This is a genomic window from Sphingomonas canaveralia (assembly GCF_047238125.1).
In the GTDB taxonomy this organism is placed as follows: Bacteria; Pseudomonadota; Alphaproteobacteria; order Sphingomonadales; family Sphingomonadaceae; genus JBDFMH01.
The window spans coordinates 2,107,295-2,123,764 of sequence record NZ_JBDFMH010000001.1; the positions used below are offsets into that span (position 1 = coordinate 2,107,295).

The 16,470-nt window shown below is 67.4% G+C and carries 15 protein-coding genes and 1 tRNA gene; 12 read left to right on the forward strand and 4 right to left on the reverse strand.

Going from position 1 to position 16,470, the window contains the following annotated elements; translation table 11 throughout:
• Positions 1-64 precede the first annotated feature (64 nt).
• From ABC347_RS10500 to ABC347_RS10530, 7 genes are all read left to right on the forward strand, one after another.
• Positions 65-1,303: a TCR/Tet family MFS transporter gene (locus tag ABC347_RS10500; RefSeq protein ID WP_413245677.1), complete on the forward strand. Its 1,239-nt coding sequence runs from the start codon at positions 65-67 to the stop codon at positions 1,301-1,303.
• Between the two features lie 66 nt (positions 1,304-1,369).
• A complete protein-coding gene (locus ABC347_RS10505; protein WP_413245678.1) occupies positions 1,370-1,978 on the forward strand; it encodes a hypothetical protein in 609 nt (202 codons plus the stop codon).
• Between the two features lie 679 nt (positions 1,979-2,657).
• Entirely contained in the window at positions 2,658-2,876 is a 219-nt protein-coding gene (gene infA, locus ABC347_RS10510) for a translation initiation factor IF-1 (protein WP_003049127.1), read from the forward strand.
• Positions 2,876-3,475 (forward strand): Maf family protein, encoded by a 600-nt coding sequence (locus ABC347_RS10515; protein ID WP_413245679.1) that lies wholly within the window; start codon positions 2,876-2,878, stop codon positions 3,473-3,475. The genes infA and ABC347_RS10515 overlap by 1 nt, the downstream gene beginning before the upstream one ends.
• Complete coding sequence (locus tag ABC347_RS10520; protein WP_413245680.1) at positions 3,468-4,472, forward strand: ribonuclease; 1,005 nt, start codon at positions 3,468-3,470, stop codon at positions 4,470-4,472. Before ABC347_RS10515 ends, ABC347_RS10520 begins: the two co-directional genes overlap by 8 nt.
• Positions 4,444-4,665, forward strand: coding sequence for a DNA gyrase inhibitor YacG (locus ABC347_RS10525; protein WP_413245681.1), 222 nt, complete (start codon positions 4,444-4,446; stop codon positions 4,663-4,665). The genes ABC347_RS10520 and ABC347_RS10525 overlap by 29 nt, the downstream gene beginning before the upstream one ends.
• A 26-nt stretch (positions 4,666-4,691) precedes the next feature.
• A tRNA-Phe gene (locus tag ABC347_RS10530) sits at positions 4,692-4,767 on the forward strand.
• Between the two features lie 279 nt (positions 4,768-5,046).
• Here the strand turns inward: ABC347_RS10530 and ABC347_RS10535 are convergent.
• The 3 genes from ABC347_RS10535 to ABC347_RS10545 are packed head-to-tail and all read right to left on the reverse strand — an operon-like array spanning position 5,047 to position 9,514.
• Positions 5,047-6,651 carry an NAD-dependent malic enzyme gene (locus ABC347_RS10535; protein WP_413247038.1) on the reverse strand — a complete coding sequence of 535 codons (1,605 nt, stop codon included), beginning with the start codon at positions 6,649-6,651 and terminating at the stop codon, positions 5,047-5,049.
• 16 nt (positions 6,652-6,667) lie between these two features.
• Positions 6,668-8,170 (reverse strand): alginate export family protein, encoded by a 1,503-nt coding sequence (locus ABC347_RS10540; protein WP_413245682.1) that lies wholly within the window; start codon positions 8,168-8,170, stop codon positions 6,668-6,670.
• Between the two features lie 6 nt (positions 8,171-8,176).
• Positions 8,177-9,514 carry a dicarboxylate/amino acid:cation symporter gene (locus ABC347_RS10545; protein ID WP_413245683.1) on the reverse strand — a complete coding sequence of 446 codons (1,338 nt, stop codon included), beginning with the start codon at positions 9,512-9,514 and terminating at the stop codon, positions 8,177-8,179.
• Positions 9,515-9,737: 223 nt separating this feature from the next.
• Here ABC347_RS10545 and ABC347_RS10550 point away from each other — a divergent pair, with 223 nt between their 5' ends.
• Together ABC347_RS10550 and ABC347_RS10555 are read left to right on the forward strand one after the other, a co-directional pair.
• Positions 9,738-11,402, forward strand: coding sequence for a sensor histidine kinase (locus ABC347_RS10550; protein WP_413245684.1), 1,665 nt, complete (start codon positions 9,738-9,740; stop codon positions 11,400-11,402).
• A complete protein-coding gene (locus ABC347_RS10555; protein WP_413245685.1) occupies positions 11,399-12,673 on the forward strand; it encodes a sigma-54-dependent transcriptional regulator in 1,275 nt (424 codons plus the stop codon). The genes ABC347_RS10550 and ABC347_RS10555 overlap by 4 nt, the downstream gene beginning before the upstream one ends.
• Positions 12,674-12,693: 20 nt before the next feature.
• Here the strand turns inward: ABC347_RS10555 and ABC347_RS10560 are convergent, their stop codons facing one another.
• Complete coding sequence (locus ABC347_RS10560) at positions 12,694-13,029, reverse strand: TfoX/Sxy family protein (RefSeq protein WP_413245686.1); 336 nt, start codon at positions 13,027-13,029, stop codon at positions 12,694-12,696.
• Between the two features lie 462 nt (positions 13,030-13,491).
• Here ABC347_RS10560 and ABC347_RS10565 point away from each other — a divergent pair, with 462 nt between their 5' ends.
• The 3 genes from ABC347_RS10565 (at position 13,492) to ABC347_RS10575 (ending at position 16,417) form a co-directional block, all read left to right on the forward strand.
• Entirely contained in the window at positions 13,492-14,145 is a 654-nt protein-coding gene (locus ABC347_RS10565; RefSeq protein ID WP_413245687.1) for a LysE family translocator, read from the forward strand.
• Positions 14,146-14,270: 125 nt separating this feature from the next.
• Positions 14,271-15,545 (forward strand): PQQ-dependent sugar dehydrogenase, encoded by a 1,275-nt coding sequence (locus tag ABC347_RS10570; RefSeq protein ID WP_413245688.1) that lies wholly within the window; start codon positions 14,271-14,273, stop codon positions 15,543-15,545.
• A gap of 32 nt (positions 15,546-15,577) precedes the next feature.
• Positions 15,578-16,417 (forward strand): hypothetical protein, encoded by an 840-nt coding sequence (locus ABC347_RS10575; protein WP_413245689.1) that lies wholly within the window; start codon positions 15,578-15,580, stop codon positions 16,415-16,417.
• The last annotated feature ends 53 nt before the right edge of the window (positions 16,418-16,470 follow it).

Below are 16,470 nucleotides of genomic sequence, written 5' to 3' on the forward strand. Positions count from 1 at the left end.
CCGCACTCTCGACAGTGCGGCTGCCCCTTCGCCGTTTCCGGCATCCGCGCTAAGGGCCGGGGCGATGTCCGATCCCGCCCCCGTCCGCCGCGCCGCGATCGCTTTCATCCTCGTCACCGCGCTGCTCGATATCATGGCGATGGGCATCACCATCCCGGTGCTGCCGCCGCTGATCGAACAGATGAGCGGATCCAGCCAGCGCGCCGGCCTCTGGAACGGGCTGTTCATCACGCTGTGGGCGGCGATGCAGTTCCTCTTCTCGCCGATCATCGGATCGCTGTCCGATCGCTATGGCAGGCGGCCCACCATCCTGATCTCCTGCGCGGGGCTCTCGGCCGATTTCGTGCTGATGGCGCTCGCGCCCGATCTGTGGTGGCTGGCGGCGGGCCGCATCCTCAGCGGCATCACCTCCGCCAGCTTCGCCACCACCTATGCCTATATGGCGGATATCACCCCGCCCGAGGGCCGCGCCCGCGCCTATGGGCTGGTCGGCGCGGCGTTCAGCGCGGGCTTCATCGCCGGGCCGCTGCTGGGCGGCGTACTGGGCGAGATCAGCCCGCGTGCCCCCTTCTGGGCGGCCGCCGCATTGTCGGGGCTGGCCTTTCTCTATGGGCTGGCGGTGCTGCCCGAAAGCCTGCCCGCCGATCGCCGCATGGCCTTTGCGTGGAGCCGCGCCAATCCGTTCGGCGCGCTCCGCCTGCTGCGCTCGCAGGTCGAGCTTGGCCGGCTCGCGACGGTCAACTTCCTGCTCTATTTCGCGCACCATCTCTTCTCGGCGGTCTATGTCCTCTATGCCGGCCATCGCTACGGGCTCGGCGCGCTCGAGGTCGGGCTGCTGCTCGCCGCCGCCGGCGCGCTCGACATGGCCGTGCAGGGCGTGCTCGTCGGCCCCGTCGTCAAGCGGATCGGCGATCGCGCCACGATGCTGATCGGGCTGGTCGGCGGGGCGGCCGGCATCGCCGCGATGGGCATCGCCCCCAGCGGCTGGTGGTTCGCGGCCGCGCTGATCCCCAACGCGCTCTGGGGCCTGGCGATGCCCACGCTGCAGGCGCTGATGACGGCGCGCGTCTCCGAATCCGAACAGGGCCAGTTGCAGGGCGCCAACAACAGCGTGGCCAGCATCGCCGGCATCGTCTCGCCCCTGTTCTTCGGCTGGATCTACGCGCTCACCATCGCGCCCGGGCTGGATGCCGCCCTGGCCGGCACCGCCTTCCTGCTCGCCGCCCTGGTCCTGCTGGCCGCCGCCCTGCTGGGCTGGCGCGCGGTGGGGCGGGGGCTTCCAGACGCTGCCCCAACCGCTTAGCAAGTGCTGGGTAGAGTATTGATACCATGATCTGTCAGATGATGAGCGCTTAAGAAGGATTTTAAGATGACAGCCGCTCACGACGACACTCAGCTTAAGATAATGTCTTCGATCGGCCACGTTTGCATTCAGTGGGCACTTCTTGAGCACCTTCTCCTTGGCTGCATTGCCGCGATAGAGAACATCAAACTCGAAAAAACATACATCATGTTCGGCTCAGCCGACGTGGTTGCACGGTGCGGATTCGCTATAAATTTAGCTAGGGACGCCAACTTGCCAGGGCACTTTCCAGCACGTCTGGACGCTATACGCAAAGAGTTGAACGGTGGGCTGAAAGACAGGCGCAATCAGGTCGTGCACGGGGTTCACGCAGCTGCTGATATGCCCGACGCCGTTCGTTTAACAATCGCGAAATGGACTGGACCGCGTCGCCACGAAGTAGTTTCCGTTATGCAAATGTACGAGCTCGGAAGCCGTCTCAACGAGCTCGCGAATAGCGCTAACGCTATCCAAAATGAGATCTTTGAATGGCGCATCAAGATGCTTGAGAATTGCCGAGATCACAAGCAACGAGAGTTCTCGGAGAGATATCCAAAAGTCTTGCTTGGGCTGCGCACGCAAATCAGAGCAAGCATAAGTCGCTTTCGAGGGCAACTCGGGCATTGGCTAGATTAAGATACTTATCTCTTCTATATGATAGAGTATCCATAGCTCGACGTCATGATTATCATCGCCGACCCGGAAACCCTAATGGCCATCTCGTCCCAATCCTAAGCCTAGCGGCTGTGTAATCAATGGGCGAGCCATTAAGTGGCTGTCACCATCGCCATAACCGATGCGATGCGCACCGCCGATCGCGACTGAACCATTTTCCTACAGGTCTCGAATCTGCGATAAGGGGCCATGCCTCATTGCAGCCCCTTGCCCCGCGCAGCCCGGGGCCGCGTGCCGTTCGCCGGCGGACCCCTTCCATCGCGCGCCCGCCCTCCCGTCGCCCCTGCGCAGGCAGGGGCCCATGGCTGTTCCTTCGGGCAGCCGGCGTCGGCCATGGCGAACCGGCGGGCGGGCCAGTTGATGGTCGGACTGCCACACCGCAAAGTCATCGGGTCCTGCCTGCGCAGGGGCGACGTTGGTCGGTGCCGGACCGGCCACGTCCATCCGCAAGGAAGTTACAACCGCACGCAACGATCCCTGCATCCGACCGCCCCGTTAGCGCGTCCATGGTGTGAACTTCGTCCCGAAACGGGACGCGGCGGTGCCCCCTCGCTTGCCCCGCGCCCCGGCTTCCCTTTTCGATGCTTAAGGCGTAAGGCGGCGCGATTTTTTCGGCACCCGATCAGGCAAGAGGTTTTGTTTGGCCAAGGAAGAACTGCTCGAGATGCGCGGCCAGGTGGTGGAGCTGCTGCCCAACGCCATGTTCCGCGTCCGGCTCGAGAATGATCATGAGATACTCGGCCACACCGCCGGCAAGATGCGCAAGAACCGCATCCGCGTCCTCGTCGGAGACGAGGTGCTGGTCGAGCTGACCCCCTATGATCTCACCAAGGGCCGGATCACCTACCGGTTCAAGTGATGGGGGCCGCGCCGCCGCTGCCGCCGCGGCTGGTCCTCGCGTCCGCCAGCCCGCGCCGGCTGGATCTGCTGGCCCGGATCGGGATCGTGCCCGATGCGGTCGACCCGGCGGAGATTGACGAGGCGCCGCTGCCCGGCGAACGGCCGCGCGATCATGCCCGCCGACTGGCCGTGGAAAAGGCCGCTGCGGTCGCCGTCCGCCATCCGGGCGCGATGGTGCTGGCGGCCGATACGGTCGTCGCCGCCGGCCGCCGGATCCTGCCCAAGGCGGAGGACGAGGCTACCGCGCGGTCCTGCTTGGTGCTGCTGTCGGGCCGCCGCCACCATGTGCTGACCGCAGTCACGCTGGTCGGCGCGGATGGGGTGGCGCGGCACCGGCTGTCGGATACGATGGTCGTCTTCAAGCCGCTGTCCGCGGCCGAGATCGCCGCCTATCTGGCCGGCGGCGAATGGCGAGGCAAGGCCGGCGGCTATGCGATCCAGGGCTTTGCCGAGGCGTTCATCCGCCGCATCGACGGCAGCCATTCGGGCGTGATCGGCCTGCCGCTGGCGGAAACGCGCGCGCTGCTGCTGGCGGCGGGCCTGGTGGCCGGTGGCTGAATGGCTCTACGAAGCGGGCGTAGGGGAAGCCCGCGCCGCGCTGGTGAAAGACGGCGCGATCCTTGAAGCCGCGATCGAGCGGGATGACGGGGCGTTGCGTGCGGGCACGGTGCTCGATGCCCGCTTCGCCCGCGCCACCCTGCCCGGCCGCCGCGGCATCGCCGTCGCCGATGGCGTGGAGCTCTGGCTGGAGCCGCTGCCGCATGGCCTGAGCGAGGGCCGGCCGTTGCGCGTGGAAGTGGGGCGCGAGGCACTGTTCGAAGCGGGCCGCGCCAAGCCGCCCCGCGTCCGCCCCGCCGCCGATGGCGCGGTGCCCGGCCCCGGCCCCGATCTGCGCGCGCGGATCGCCGCCACCGGCCTGCCCGTCGTCGACTGCGCGGCGCACGGGCCCGACCGGCTGGAAGCGGCTGGCTGGTCCGAACTGTTGGAGGAGGCCGCGACCGGCGAGATCGGCTTTCCCGGCGGCGCGCTGCGGCTGTCGCTTACCCCGGCGATGGCGCTGTTCGATGTCGATGGCGTGCTGCCCCCCGCCGATCTTGCCGTCGCCGGCGCCACCGCCGCGGGCCGCGCGATCCGGCGGATGGGGATCGCGGGCTCGATCGGCATCGATCTGCCGACCGTCCCCGATCGCGCCGCCCGGCAGGCCGCCGCCGCCGCGCTCGACGCGGTCGTGCCGCAACCGTTCGAGCGCACCGCCGTCAACGGTTTCGGCTTTCTGCAGCTGGTCCGCCGCCGCACGCGCCCGTCGCTTGCCGAACTTCTGCAGGCCGATCCCGCGCTCGCCGCCGGGCTCGCGCTGCTGCGCCGCGCCGAACGCGAACCCGGTATCGGCGCGCGCACGCTGGTCGCCGCGCCGCCGGTCGCGATGCCGCTGCTCGCCCGGCCGGACTGGATCGCGGCGCTGTCACGGCGGATCGGCGCCTCGGTCGCGTTGCGCCCCGATCCCGCGCTCCCCATATCGGCCGCCTATGTCGACGTCGCGAACCCCTCGCTCTAGCCGCGCCGGCTGCCCGGTCTGCGGCAGTCCCGCCGTGCCGGCCCACGCACCGTTCTGCAGCCGCGGCTGCCGCGATCGCGATCTGCTCGCCTGGTTCGGCGAAGGCTATCGCATCCCCGCCCGGCCGACCGAAGCCGAAGCCGCCGAAATCGACAGCAGCCCTCTGGACAGCGACGCCGACCCCCGCCTATAGGCGCGCCTCCAACGCGTGCCTTCGATGCCCAGGTAGCTCAGTTGGTAGAGCATGCGACTGAAAATCGCAGTGTCGGCGGTTCGATCCCGTCCCTGGGCACCACTTCTTCCGGCGTCGCCAGCTTGCCATATCGGCGGTTGCACCCGCCTATTTTCCTCCCTCAACGACTTCCCGAGCAACCGCTAAAGAGTTCGGGTCACGGAACTGCGCGGTAGCCGGCAGTCGACTTACCTTACGAGCAGCGTGGATCAGCCCCAATAGTACGCGTTGCGTGGCCCACGCGGTCGGGGAGCCATGTCGGCGAGCGGTCGCTGGCAAGCTCGCCCAAGCGGTTGCGGGCCTCGCAGGACCCACTGACGATGTCAGGGCAGAATGGCGATCCTAATCGTAGGTAGGTCGCCACGATACGTTCGAAAAATCGGGGGGGCGGCTCTCGAGCTTTTCCGATAGCGCTTGCGCTGCGACCGCTTGGGCGACGCTGAGAGCAGTGTCGCGCAAGGACTCGATCGGCGGCAGCAGGGCGTCGGCTTGGGCCGCGGCATCGGCAAGGGCGCGTGCGGCGGCCAGGAACATGCCGTCGCTGATCGCACGCGCGCCGCAGGCCAATGCGCCGAGCCCGACGCCGGGAAATATGTGGACGTTATTGACCTGCGCCACGCCTGCGACGCCGAACGGGCTGCCGGTGCCGACGATCGCGCGGCCCTCCGTCCAGGCAAGCAGGTTCGCCGGATGCGCCTCGGCATGGGTAGTCGGGTTCGACAACGGCAGGATGATCGGGCGCAGGGTCCCGGCAGCCATTGCGCGCACCGCCTCCTCGGTAAAGGTGCCGGCGCGCCCGGAGGTGCCGAGCAACACGGTGGGGCGGACGCGGCGGACGACTTCAGCCAGCGAGATCGCGCCATCGGCGTCGCGCGTCCATGCGGCGACCTGCGCGGCCGGGCGCGCGATCGCCGCCTGCGCCGGGGTGAGGCCCGGCTGTCCTGCGACCACCAGACCCATCCGGTCAACCGCCCAGATCGCGCCCCGCGCCGCGCCCTCGGTCATGCCTTGCGCGATCATCGCGCGGATCGCGAGCTCGGCAATGCCAGTCCCGGCCGCCCCCGCGCCGACCAGCACGACGCGCTGGTCTTCAAGGCGCCCGCCGGCGCGCGCGACCGCTGACATCAATGTACCGACCGCTGTCGCCGCGGTGCCCTGGATGTCGTCGTTGAAGCTCAGCAGCCGATCGCGATAGCGGTCGAGCAGGCGATAGGCATTGGCCCCGGCAAAATCCTCCCACTGCAAAAGCACGTCTTCCCAGCGTGTCCCCACCGCCGTCACAAACCGGTCGACGAAGGCGTCATACTCAGCGCCGCGCACGCGCGCATGGCGCCAGCCGACATAGAGCGGGTCGTCACGCAGCGCGGCATTGTCGGTGCCGACATCGAGCAGGATCGGCAGCACCTCGGCCGGGTGGAACCCGGCGCAGGCGGTGTAGAGCGCGAGCTTGCCGATCGGGATGCCCATGCCGCCCGCGCCCTGATCACCCAGGCCCAGAATGCGCTCGCCGTCCGACACGACGATCACCTTGACCCGATCGAGCGCGGGATCGGCCAGGATGTCGGCGATCCGGTCACGGTTGGGCCAGGACAGGAAAAGCCCGCGCGGGCGTCGCCAGATCTCGCTGAAGCGCTGGCAGCCTTCCCCGACGGTGGGTGTGTAGACCAGTGGCAGCATGCGCGACAGGTCGCTCTGGATCAGGGCCTGGAACAGCACCTCGTTGGTGTCCTGAAGTTCGCGCAGAAAGGCGTAGCGGTGGAAGTCGTCCGGCAGCGCCTCCAGCGCGCGGCGGCGGCGCGCGATCTGCCCCTCCAGCGTGCCGACGTGCGGCGGCAGCAGCCCGTGCAGCCCGAGCCGATCGCGCTCCTCGCTGGTGAAGGCAGTGCCCTTGTTGGTCAGCGGATCGGCCAGCAGCGCGCGGGCCGCGGCGTGTCGAGCGACGGTGATGGGGTGTCTCCTGCCGTCAGAAGCGGAAGCTGAGCCAGCCGGCGAAAAAGTCCGAGCTGCGGAAGCCGGCCTTCGTCAGCGACGGGCCGGCGGCGAGATGCTCGTAGCGGCCGGTGAAGGACAGTCGCGGACTGATCGACCAGACGAGCTGCGCCCGCGCGACTTCACCGATCTTGGCATCGCCTATGTTCTGCGTCCCCGCAAACGGCTGCCCGTTCGCGCGGTAGACCGCGTCAGTAACGCTGTCGCGCCAGGCGAACTGATATTCTGCCGTCAACCGTACCTTCGGCACCGGTGATACGGTCAGGTTCGGAGCGACCGTGATCAGGTTCGATGGGGTCAGGAACAGCGCGTAGCTGTAATAGATGTTGTTGCCGAACGGCGCATAGGCGTCGCGCAGCTTGCCGTCGCCGTAGCCGCCGCCGCCACTGGCATAATCGGCGTGGAACCCGATCCGCGGCGCGGTGGGCTGCTGCCCCAGCCGCCAGGTCTGCGCGAAGAAGGCCTGCCAGGCATCGATCTCCTGATCGCGATAGGTGCCCCATTGGTGATTGACCGACCAGTCGATGGTCAGCCGGCCGGCATCGCCCCATAGTCTCGCGCCGGCATAATAGCGTGTCGCCGGGCCGATCCGCCCGCCCCACGCGCCGACCTTGTTGCGACGACGCCAGACGAAAGGATCGAAATAGAGCTTCGACCCGCCGAGCCACGTGTCAGGCAGGACGAAGCCGAGCGTGGCGCCCGAAAAGCGGCGCGCGGGGTCGTTGATGTCGTCGCTGGTACCGAGGTCGCCATAGGCGGTGGGACGCAGGTCGAACAGGTCGATCCGCATCTTGCTGCCCCGCGCCCACAGCCGCAGGCCATTCAGCGTGTAGCGGATGGTATTGTTGTCGCGCTGGGAGACCAGAAGGTTGGGGCCGTCCGTGAACTCCTGCCGGCCGTACCGCGCGCCCAGTGCGACGCCGCCGACATCGGCAGTAACGTCAGCAAAATATTGCTGTAAGACGAGGTCGTTGCGCAGCGTCGCCGCGGGGGCGCCAAGATTACGACCGGAGATCCCGCCATGCGCGATCTCGCCGTACAGCCGAACATGGGGGCCAAGGTGGAGGTCCGCACCGCCGACCAGCCGCCGAATATCCTGTCGCTGGTGCGGCACCTCGCGCAGGTTGGGATTGGTGGTGAGGTTGACCCGCAAGCGCGCCTCGCCCGACAAAGTGAGGTAGACATCACCGTCGCTATTCAGCGGCAGATATTTCAGCCGGTCGAACAGGTCGTCGCGCTTGGCCGGATCGCGCAGGTTGCCCCAGTTCTCGGCCCAGCGCGACAGGTTGAACCCGCCGGTGGTCGCCCCGTCTCCAGCGGCCGCCGCGGGATAGGCAGTGACGGTTGGGTTCGCCGGAACGCGGGTCTCTCCCGCTTCGCTGGGGGCGACCCGGCCGGTGGCGACCTGAGCGGCGATCGGCGTCGTGAAGGCGCAAAGGGCGGTGGCTGCCGCAGCAGCGCGAATGAAGCGGGTCATGCTGGCCTACTCCGCAGCGATGGCGTCGGCGGGCAGCTCATCGACGGGCAATGCGCGGCCGTCGAGCGCGAGGGCGAATTGCTCGCGGTCGAGCCGTCCCTCCCAGCGCGAGACGACCACCGTCGCGACGGCATTGCCGATGAAGTTGGTCAGGCTGCGGCATTCGCTCATGAAGCGGTCCACGCCGAGGATCAGCGCCATGCCGGCGACCGGCACGTCAGGCACGATCGAGAGCGTCGCGGCCAGGGTGATGAAGCCGGCACCAGTCACTCCGGCCGCGCCCTTGGAGGAAAGCATCGCCACTGCCAGCAGCAGCAACTGCTGGCCAAGCGTCAGATCGACGTTGCACGCCTGCGCGATGAAGAGGGCGGCGAGCGTCATATAGATGTTGGTACCGTCGAGATTGAACGAATAGCCGGTCGGCACCACCAGCCCGACGATCGACTTCGGGCAGCCCGCGCGCTCCATCTTCTCGATCAGGCTCGGCAGCGCGCTTTCCGACGACGAGGTGCCGAGCACCAGCAGTAGCTCCGCCTTGAGATAGGCGATCAGCCGGAAGATCGAGAAGCCGCACGCACGCGCCACGAGCCCCAGCACGACGATCACGAACAGCAGGGAGGTGAGGTAGAATGTCGCCACCAGCCCTGCCAGGTTGGCGAGCGTGCCCACCCCGTACTTGCCGATCGTGAACGCCATTGCGCCGAACGCGCCGATCGGCGCTGCCTTCATGAGGATCGCGACGACCTTGAAGACTGCCAGCGACAGCTCCTCGAGCGCCGAAGTGATGCGCGCGCCGCGGTCGCCGATCATCGCGAGGCCGATGCCGAAGAGGATGGCGACGAACAGCGTCTGCAAGATGTTGCCTTGGGTGAGCGCCGAAACGAATGTGTCGGGGATGATCGAGGTGAGGAACCCGGTCAGCGTCGTCTCATGCGCCTTGGCGGCATATTCGCCGACCTTGGTGGTATCGAGCGTCGCCGGATCGATGTTCAGCCCGGCACCGGGCTGCACGACATTGGCGACGATCAGCCCGACGACCAGCGCCAGCGTCGAGAAGAACAGGAAATAGGCGAACGCCTTGCCCGCGACACGGCCGACTGCGGATAAATCGCGCATGCCGGCGATGCCGGTGACGATCGTCAGGAAGATGACCGGTGCGATGATCATCTTCACGAGTTTGATGAAGGCATCGCCGATCGGCTTCATCGCCTCGCCGGTCGCCGGGGCGAAGTGGCCGAGAAGGACGCCGGCGACGATGGCGACGAGCACTTGGACGTAGAGATGCGCGTACCAGGGCCGGGGCGGTGGCGCGGCGGCGGGGATCGCGGGGCTGTCGAAACGCATGATCGTTTCCTCTCCAATGGCGCTCGCTCCACGGCGACGCTCTTCCTCCCCGCGATCGTGCGCCATGCCAGACTGCGGACCACTACTTTTATGAATTGGATAATATCGTTCCTGATCAATGGTATAGTTCTGTCTTGGGAATCAAAGCGGTGAATTCCTGCACAGCCATGCGATGCTCCGTGCAAAATCTTGCACAATCCAATGGGGAGCCTAGTCTCGGCCAATGACTCGGCGATCGGGCTCTGGTTGGCGCTGGCTGTCGGTAACGGTCGTCCTGGCGGTCATGGTCGCGCTTGCGACCGGGCTGCTCGCCCGCGACCGCGCCCGCGACCTGCTGGCGGCAAGTGTCCTCACCGACGCGCGGCTGCGCGCGGGGTTGCTGGACCGCGAGGTCGCACGGTTCGAACTGCTGCCGCTCGCGCTGCGCGACGATGTTGACGTCGCCGCGGCGACCGCCAGCCGTCCCGCAGCGCTCAACCGCAAGCTGGAGCAACTGGCGCGGGTCACGGGTGCGGCGGTCATCTATCTGGTCGGGCCGGACGGGGTCGCGCTGTCGGCGAGCAACTGGCGCCGCCCTGATAGCTTCGTTGGCACCGACTATCGCTTCCGCCGCTATTATCGTGACGCTCGCAAACGCGGCACCGCACGCCAGTTCGCGCGCGGCAGCGTCAGCGGGCGTTCCGGCCTGTATCTTGCGCGCCGGACCGCGGCCGGTGGCGTGATCGTCGTCAAGGTGGAGTTCGATCGGCTGGAGGCCGACTGGGCGCGGGCCGGCGGCGACACGATCGTGCGCAATGCGGAAGGCGTCGTGCTGGTGAGCAGCCGCCCGGCATGGCGCTTCGCGACCACCACGCCGCTCTCCCCCGCGCGGCTCGCGGCGGTGCGTGCGGAGGCGAGCCTTCCCGATACCGCGCTGCGCCCCCTGCCGGACCGGCCGGATAGCGTCTCGCGCTCGGTCGCGACGGCGCAGCCCGGCTGGACGCTCACGCTACGCAAGCCGCTCCCGCGCGATGCCGGGCGGACCGCGGCGTTGGGCGCGGCGCTGGCGGTGGCAGCACTCGCGGCGCTTGCGTGGGGGCTGCGCCAGCGCGCGCTGCTTGGGCGCCGCCGCACCGCGGAGCTCGAGGAGGCGGTCCGCGCCCGCACGGCCGCGCTAACCCGCGAGATCGAGGAGCGCGCCGCCAGCGAGGCGCGCGCTGCCGAGCTGCGCGAGGGGCTGCGTCAGGCGAACCGCCTCGCGACGCTGGGCCAGGTCACCGCGGGGGTCGCGCACGAGACCGCGCAGCCGGTGGCGGCGATCCGCACCTATGCCGCGACCACCGCCGCGCTGATCGATCGCGGCGATCCGGCGGCCGCGCGCAGCAACCTCGATGCGATCGCCCGGCTGTGCGACCGGATCGGAACCATCACTGCGGAGCTTCGCGGCTTCTCCCGCCGTCAGGCCGGCGGCGTGCGCGCGATATCGCTTGCCGAGGTCGTCGATGGCGCGCTGCTGATGCTGAAGGAACAATTGCGGTCGGTGTCGCTAGTTCATCCGGTAATCGATCCAGACCTGCTGGTACGCGGCGGACGCGTTCGGCTGGAGCAGGTGCTGGTCAACGTGCTGCAGAATGCCGTGGAGGCGCAGCGCGGCTGCGAGGCGCCGCATATCGAGATGGCGCTGACGCGGGCTGGCGCTAGCGTGACGCTGACCGTCTCTGACAACGGGCCGGGGATCGACCCAAAAGTCGCCGCACGCCTATTCACGCCGTTCGTCACGAGCCGACCTGACGGACTGGGACTGGGTCTCGTCATCGCCCATGACATCATGACCGAATTCGAAGGCGCGCTGCGGCTGGTGCCGTCGGAGACCGGCGCCTGTTTCGCTATCGAGATGGTCGCAGCATGAGCGATCCCGCGCCCGTCGCGCTGGTCGAAGACGATATCGACGTGCGCGTCGCCACCGCGCAGCTCCTGTCGATCGCGGGGCACGCGACGGTCGAATTCGCCGATGCCGCTAGCGCACTGGCCGCGATCGGCGCCGACTTCCCCGGTGTTGTTCTGTCCGACATCCGGATGCCCGGGCAGTCCGGCGTGGAGTTGCTCCGTGCGCTCCGGGAGCGCGATGCCGAGCTTCCCGTGATCCTGATGACCGGTCACGGCGACGTCGCCACTGCGGTCGCCGCGCTGAAGGCAGGCGCGTGGGACTTCCTCATCAAACCGTGCGACCCGGACCTGCTGCTGAGCGCGATCGCGCGCGCCGCGGCGGCACGGTCCCTGACGCTCGAGAACCGCCGCCTGCGCATCGCCGCCGAAGCGGCGGGGGCGGACGAACTGGTGGGTCACAGCCCCGCCATCCGCCGCCTTCGTGCCAGCGTCGCGACGTTGGCCAATACCGAGCTCGACATTATCGTGGAAGGGGACTCGGGCACCGGGAAGCAATTGCTGGCGCGCTCGATCCATCGCGCGGGGCATCGTGTGCGCCACCGGTTCGTCCTGCTGGATTGCGCCGCCCCCCCGGCCAACGTCAGCGAGCTGTTCGGAGCGCAGGGGCCGATCGCCAGAGCGGAGCGCGGTACGCTGTTCCTTGATAATCTGGAAGGTGCGGATCAAGCGCTGCAGCTGCGGCTGGCCCAGTTCGCCGAACACCGGCTGATCGCGACGGACAGCCGTGCGCCGCAGCCGGTCGATGTGCGGATCATCGCCGCGATCGAGGGACGCGCCGCCGATCGCGTACTGCCTGCGCTGTATCACCGCATCGCCGCGGTCGTCCTCAGCTTGCCGCCGCTCGTTGCGCGGGGCGAGGATTTGCAGCTCCTCATCGCCCATTTCCTCGCGACGCTGTCACGCAAGCATCGTCGCAACGAGCCGCCGCTCGCCGCCGCCGCTGGCCTGCTCGCGCGTCGTGACTGGCCCGGAAATGTGCGTGAGCTGGAATATGCGGTCGAACGGCTCGTCCTCGGCCTCGACGACGCCATCGGCAGCGAGACCGCGGACATGGACACGCCGCTGCCGGAGCGCATGCGCGCGTTCGAACGCGCCATCATCATGGATGCCCTGCTCAAATCGGATGGTGAGGTGCCGCGCGCGCTTCGCAGCTTGGGAATCCCACGCGAAACTTTCTACTATCGCGTGAAGCGTCTGGGCATTGATCTGACCGAGCTTCGCCCGAAACGCTGACGCGGTTCCGCGACCGTTGCCTAGGTGTGCAACTTCGACTTACGCGGCTTGGGCGTCGGCAGTTCGGCTGCCGTCAGGCGCAGCAGTTCGCCGAGCCATTCCGCATCATCCCATCGGTCGGCCGTGATCAGCAATTGTGGTTTCGCTCCCGGGTAAGGCGGCGCGTCCGACACCGGTTCGGCATGGACCCGGCCTACTGCCGTCGGCTTCACGAAAAGTTGATCGTCGCAGACCGACCCGATCATCTTGCCGTCGACATACACGTTGTACTCGCCGAACATCGGCTTCGCCGATACCGTGCCGGCGCAGGTCGCCTGTCCGATCAGATAATCGATCGTGCTTTGCTGGGTGGCCATGGCTCGGCGTAACAGACGAGCGTCGCAGCAGACAACAACCCGTTCGCTGCGGCGGAGCAGCCGTCCCCAACTTTTTGCTGACCTACGGCCACGGCAAGCGCATCCCGTTCGGCTCGGATCGAATGATCTGGCCACAGGGTACGGCGTTGGCGATCGCGCGAATTCGCAAAGCCAGCTTCCTTTCCGCGAACCAGCGTCGCGACACCCTCTTCAACAACGCCGTGCGCCCTGTTCGGCTGGGCAGACCTGGAACCCTGTGGGTGATCGCGCGGGCCGGGTTTCGAAGCCGAGACCGCAATCACAACTCATCCGGGATCTCTCTGCGAACTGGATAGGCGTCCGCTTTCGAGTGGCGAAATATCGCGAGCGGATGACTATCGGCCGAGGCGCCGGGAAAAAGGTGGAAGCGAGGCCAGATCTCGGCCAACCGACCTTCATTCTTGTAGTTCCTCACGTGATAGCGTGAAGCCGATCACCATTGGTCAGGAGCGCGCAATGGACCTCTATGCTTGGGCGGCCTTCGCGGGCGCGTCGTTTGTGATTGGCGTGATCCCCGGCCCAGGCGTTGCCAGCATCATAGGGTTCGCATTCAATTCCGGCCGGCGGGTGGCTCTTGCATCTGTCGCCGGCATGGCGGTGGGGAATGCGACTGCAATGTCGGTGTCGCTGGCTGGGGCGGGGGCGATCCTTGCGTCATCCGCCCTCGCCTTCACGATCCTGAAGTGGGCGGGGGCGCTCTATCTCATTGCGGTCGGCCTGCTTGCCATCGCGAGAAGCGAATCAACGGCGGAAGTGGCGGCGCCCGGCACTGCGATCAGCGCGACGACGGCGTTCCTGACCAACGTCGCGGTGGGCACCTTCCACCCAAAAACGATCATGTTCTTCGTGGCGTTCGCTTCCCAATTCATCCGGCCGGAGGATCCATATGCTCCGCAGGCCGCGATTCTCATCGCGACGTTCACCGGCCTCGCGGCGGCGACGGACACGCTCTACGCCTTGGCTGCTTCCCGCGCTTCGAGGCTGGTACGGGATGCCCGCTTTCGCCGCTGGGCCCAGCGCGCCGGAGGCGGCGCATTGATAACGGCAGGGCTCGCCACCGCGGCGATACGGCGTTGATCCGCGTCAGCTGCAGGCCTGCCATAGCGCGTAGGATCATTCTGTAATTTTATGTGTCGTCGCAGGAAGGCGGGGATACCTTGCCGGGGTGAGACTGTTCCCGCTCGACGCAATCGGGAGCCCCCATGTCCAAGACCGCCTTCGCCCACATTCTGCTTGCGTCGATCGCGATCACCGCAGGCGCAAACGCTCAGTCCATACCGCAGGTGATCGGACTCGATGCGCAGCCAGAGCCATATGCGACCGAGTCGGTCGTAAACCATCCCCGCACGATCGGCTGGCCCGAGGGCCGCAAGCCGGTCGCGCCGCGCGGATACGAGGTGGTGCAGTTCGCCGGCGGGCTTGATTATCCGCGGCAGGCGCTGCTGCTTCCCAATGGCGACGTGCTGGTCGCGGAAGCGCGGACAAAGCCGAAGCTGGACGCCGATCCTGAAGTTCAACGTGGGCAGGCATTGTCAAAGACTACCGGGTTCAGTGCCAACCGCCTGACCCTGTTGCGCGACGCGGATCGCGACGGAGTGGCCGAGCAGCGCTTCGTGCTGCGCGAAGGACTGAACCAGCCGTTCGGGATGCAATATGCGAACGGCCGGCTCTACGTTGCCAATACCGACGGGGTGGCGGTCTTCCCGTTCCAGCCTGGGCAGACAAGGATCACAGCCGCGCCTAAGCCGGTGATCGCGCTTCCGGCAGGGGGCTACAATAACCACTGGACGCGCAACCTGCTGCTAAGCCCCGATGGGCGAACACTCTATGTATCGGTCGGATCGGCCTCGAACGTCGGCGAGTACGGCATGGTCGAAGAACAACGCCGGGCTGCGATCCTTGCGGTGGACGTCGCAACCGGTCGTGAGCGGCTCTACGCCTCGGGCTTGCGCAACCCGGTCGGCATGGCGTGGTCACCGACCAGTGGAACGTTGTGGACCGCAGTCAACGAACGCGACGAAATCGGAGACGATATCTCGCCGGACTATCTTGTCGGCGTGCGTGAGGGCGGGTTTTACGGCTGGCCGTACAGCTATTACGGCAAGCAGGACCCCCGCCACGCCAATGAGCGACGCGATCTGCTGGCGACGACCTTGTTGCCCGACGTGGCGGTGGGTGCGCACGCCGCTGCGCTTGGAATCGCGTTCGGCAAGGGGGATGCAGCGCAGACTGCCTATGTCGCGCGGCACGGGTCGTGGAACCGGTCGAGCTTCAGTGGCTATGACGTGCTTGCCGTACCGTTCGCAGGCGGGCGGCCGACCGGCGAACCGCAGCCGTTCCTGACCGGTTTCGTCGCCGACGCGAAAAAGGGCGATGTCTATGGACGCCCGGTCAGCATCCAGACCCGCGAGGACGGCGCGATCTTCGTCGTCGACGATGCGGGCGACACGGTCTGGCTCGTCCGCCGCAAGTCGTGATCCATCGGCATGGAGTTGCGGCGGCGCTTGCGATGCTCGTCGCAGCGCCGGGCGCAGCGCAATCGGTTCCGTTCGCCGACACTGAAGACGCGACACTCTCCGAGATCGACGTACCAGCGCGGCGTAATTGGCACCCGATCGTCTCGTTCGACCTGCGCAACGGAGATTATGCGCGCGGCGCGCTCGATGACGATGCTGCTGGGCTTGCGCGCCTGCCGGCCCATGTCGCGATCGGCGGCGTGTTTGTGGCGGGGCGCGGCGCGGACGGCGACGGTACGCTGTTTCTGATCGGGCAGAGCTCGAACGGCTTTCACGCCCCGCGCGGCGATGAGCGCGCCGTGCCGCGTGCCTGGTACGAGAGCAACAATCTGCTTGGGCTGGCGTGGCGCCCGACCGATGGGCTCACCACGGCCGCAACCTATACGATAAAGGCGAGCCCAAACGGTGTCGCCAAGACGACGCACGAGGCGAGCTTCACCCTGCTATATGCCACCGACGACGGGATCGGCCGGCTGAAACCACGGGCTGCGCTCACCCGACGCACGCGAGGCGACGGCGGCGTCTTCACAATCATCGGGATCGCGCCGTCGTTCGACTTGTCTGCACGAGAAAATGGCCCGACGCTCGCGGTTCCGCTTACCGCGGGGATTGGCTGGCGAGATTTTTACGGCGCATCCAGCGGGAACCGCGCCTATGGCAGCGCTGGCCTCGCGCTATCGCAGCCGGTGCGCCTAGGTAGTGCTGCCGCGACGCTGCAGGCCGAAATGCTCGCGCTCATTCGCGACGCTCGGCTGCGCCGCCTCGATGCTCCCGGTGGCACCACCGCGACGGTGGTGCCTTACGCCACGTTGTCGCTGATGGTTGCGTGGTAGCCCGGCACCAGCACACGGCAGTTCCGGTAGACCGCCGTACGCAACCCGACCCC

What these genes read in the sequence shown, in the direction of transcription:
- ABC347_RS10555 (WP_413245685.1), top strand. Translation starts at nt 11,399, where the DNA reads ATGAGCGATCCCGCGCCCGTCGCGCTGGTCGAAGACGATATCGACGTG.
- ABC347_RS10550 (WP_413245684.1), top strand. Translation starts at nt 9,738, where the DNA reads ATGACTCGGCGATCGGGCTCTGGTTGGCGCTGGCTGTCGGTAACGGTC.
- ABC347_RS10560 (WP_413245686.1), bottom strand. Translation starts at nt 13,029, where the DNA reads ATGGCCACCCAGCAAAGCACGATCGATTATCTGATCGGACAGGCGACC.
- ABC347_RS10515 (WP_413245679.1), top strand. Translation starts at nt 2,876, where the DNA reads ATGGGGGCCGCGCCGCCGCTGCCGCCGCGGCTGGTCCTCGCGTCCGCC.
- ABC347_RS10540 (WP_413245682.1), bottom strand. Translation starts at nt 8,170, where the DNA reads ATGACCCGCTTCATTCGCGCTGCTGCGGCAGCCACCGCCCTTTGCGCC.
- ABC347_RS10545 (WP_413245683.1), bottom strand. Translation starts at nt 9,514, where the DNA reads ATGCGTTTCGACAGCCCCGCGATCCCCGCCGCCGCGCCACCGCCCCGG.
- ABC347_RS10575 (WP_413245689.1), top strand. Translation starts at nt 15,578, where the DNA reads ATGCTCGTCGCAGCGCCGGGCGCAGCGCAATCGGTTCCGTTCGCCGAC.
- ABC347_RS10505 (WP_413245678.1), top strand. Translation starts at nt 1,370, where the DNA reads ATGACAGCCGCTCACGACGACACTCAGCTTAAGATAATGTCTTCGATC.
- ABC347_RS10525 (WP_413245681.1), top strand. Translation starts at nt 4,444, where the DNA reads ATGTCGACGTCGCGAACCCCTCGCTCTAGCCGCGCCGGCTGCCCGGTC.
- ABC347_RS10500 (WP_413245677.1), top strand. Translation starts at nt 65, where the DNA reads ATGTCCGATCCCGCCCCCGTCCGCCGCGCCGCGATCGCTTTCATCCTC.
- ABC347_RS10570 (WP_413245688.1), top strand. Translation starts at nt 14,271, where the DNA reads ATGTCCAAGACCGCCTTCGCCCACATTCTGCTTGCGTCGATCGCGATC.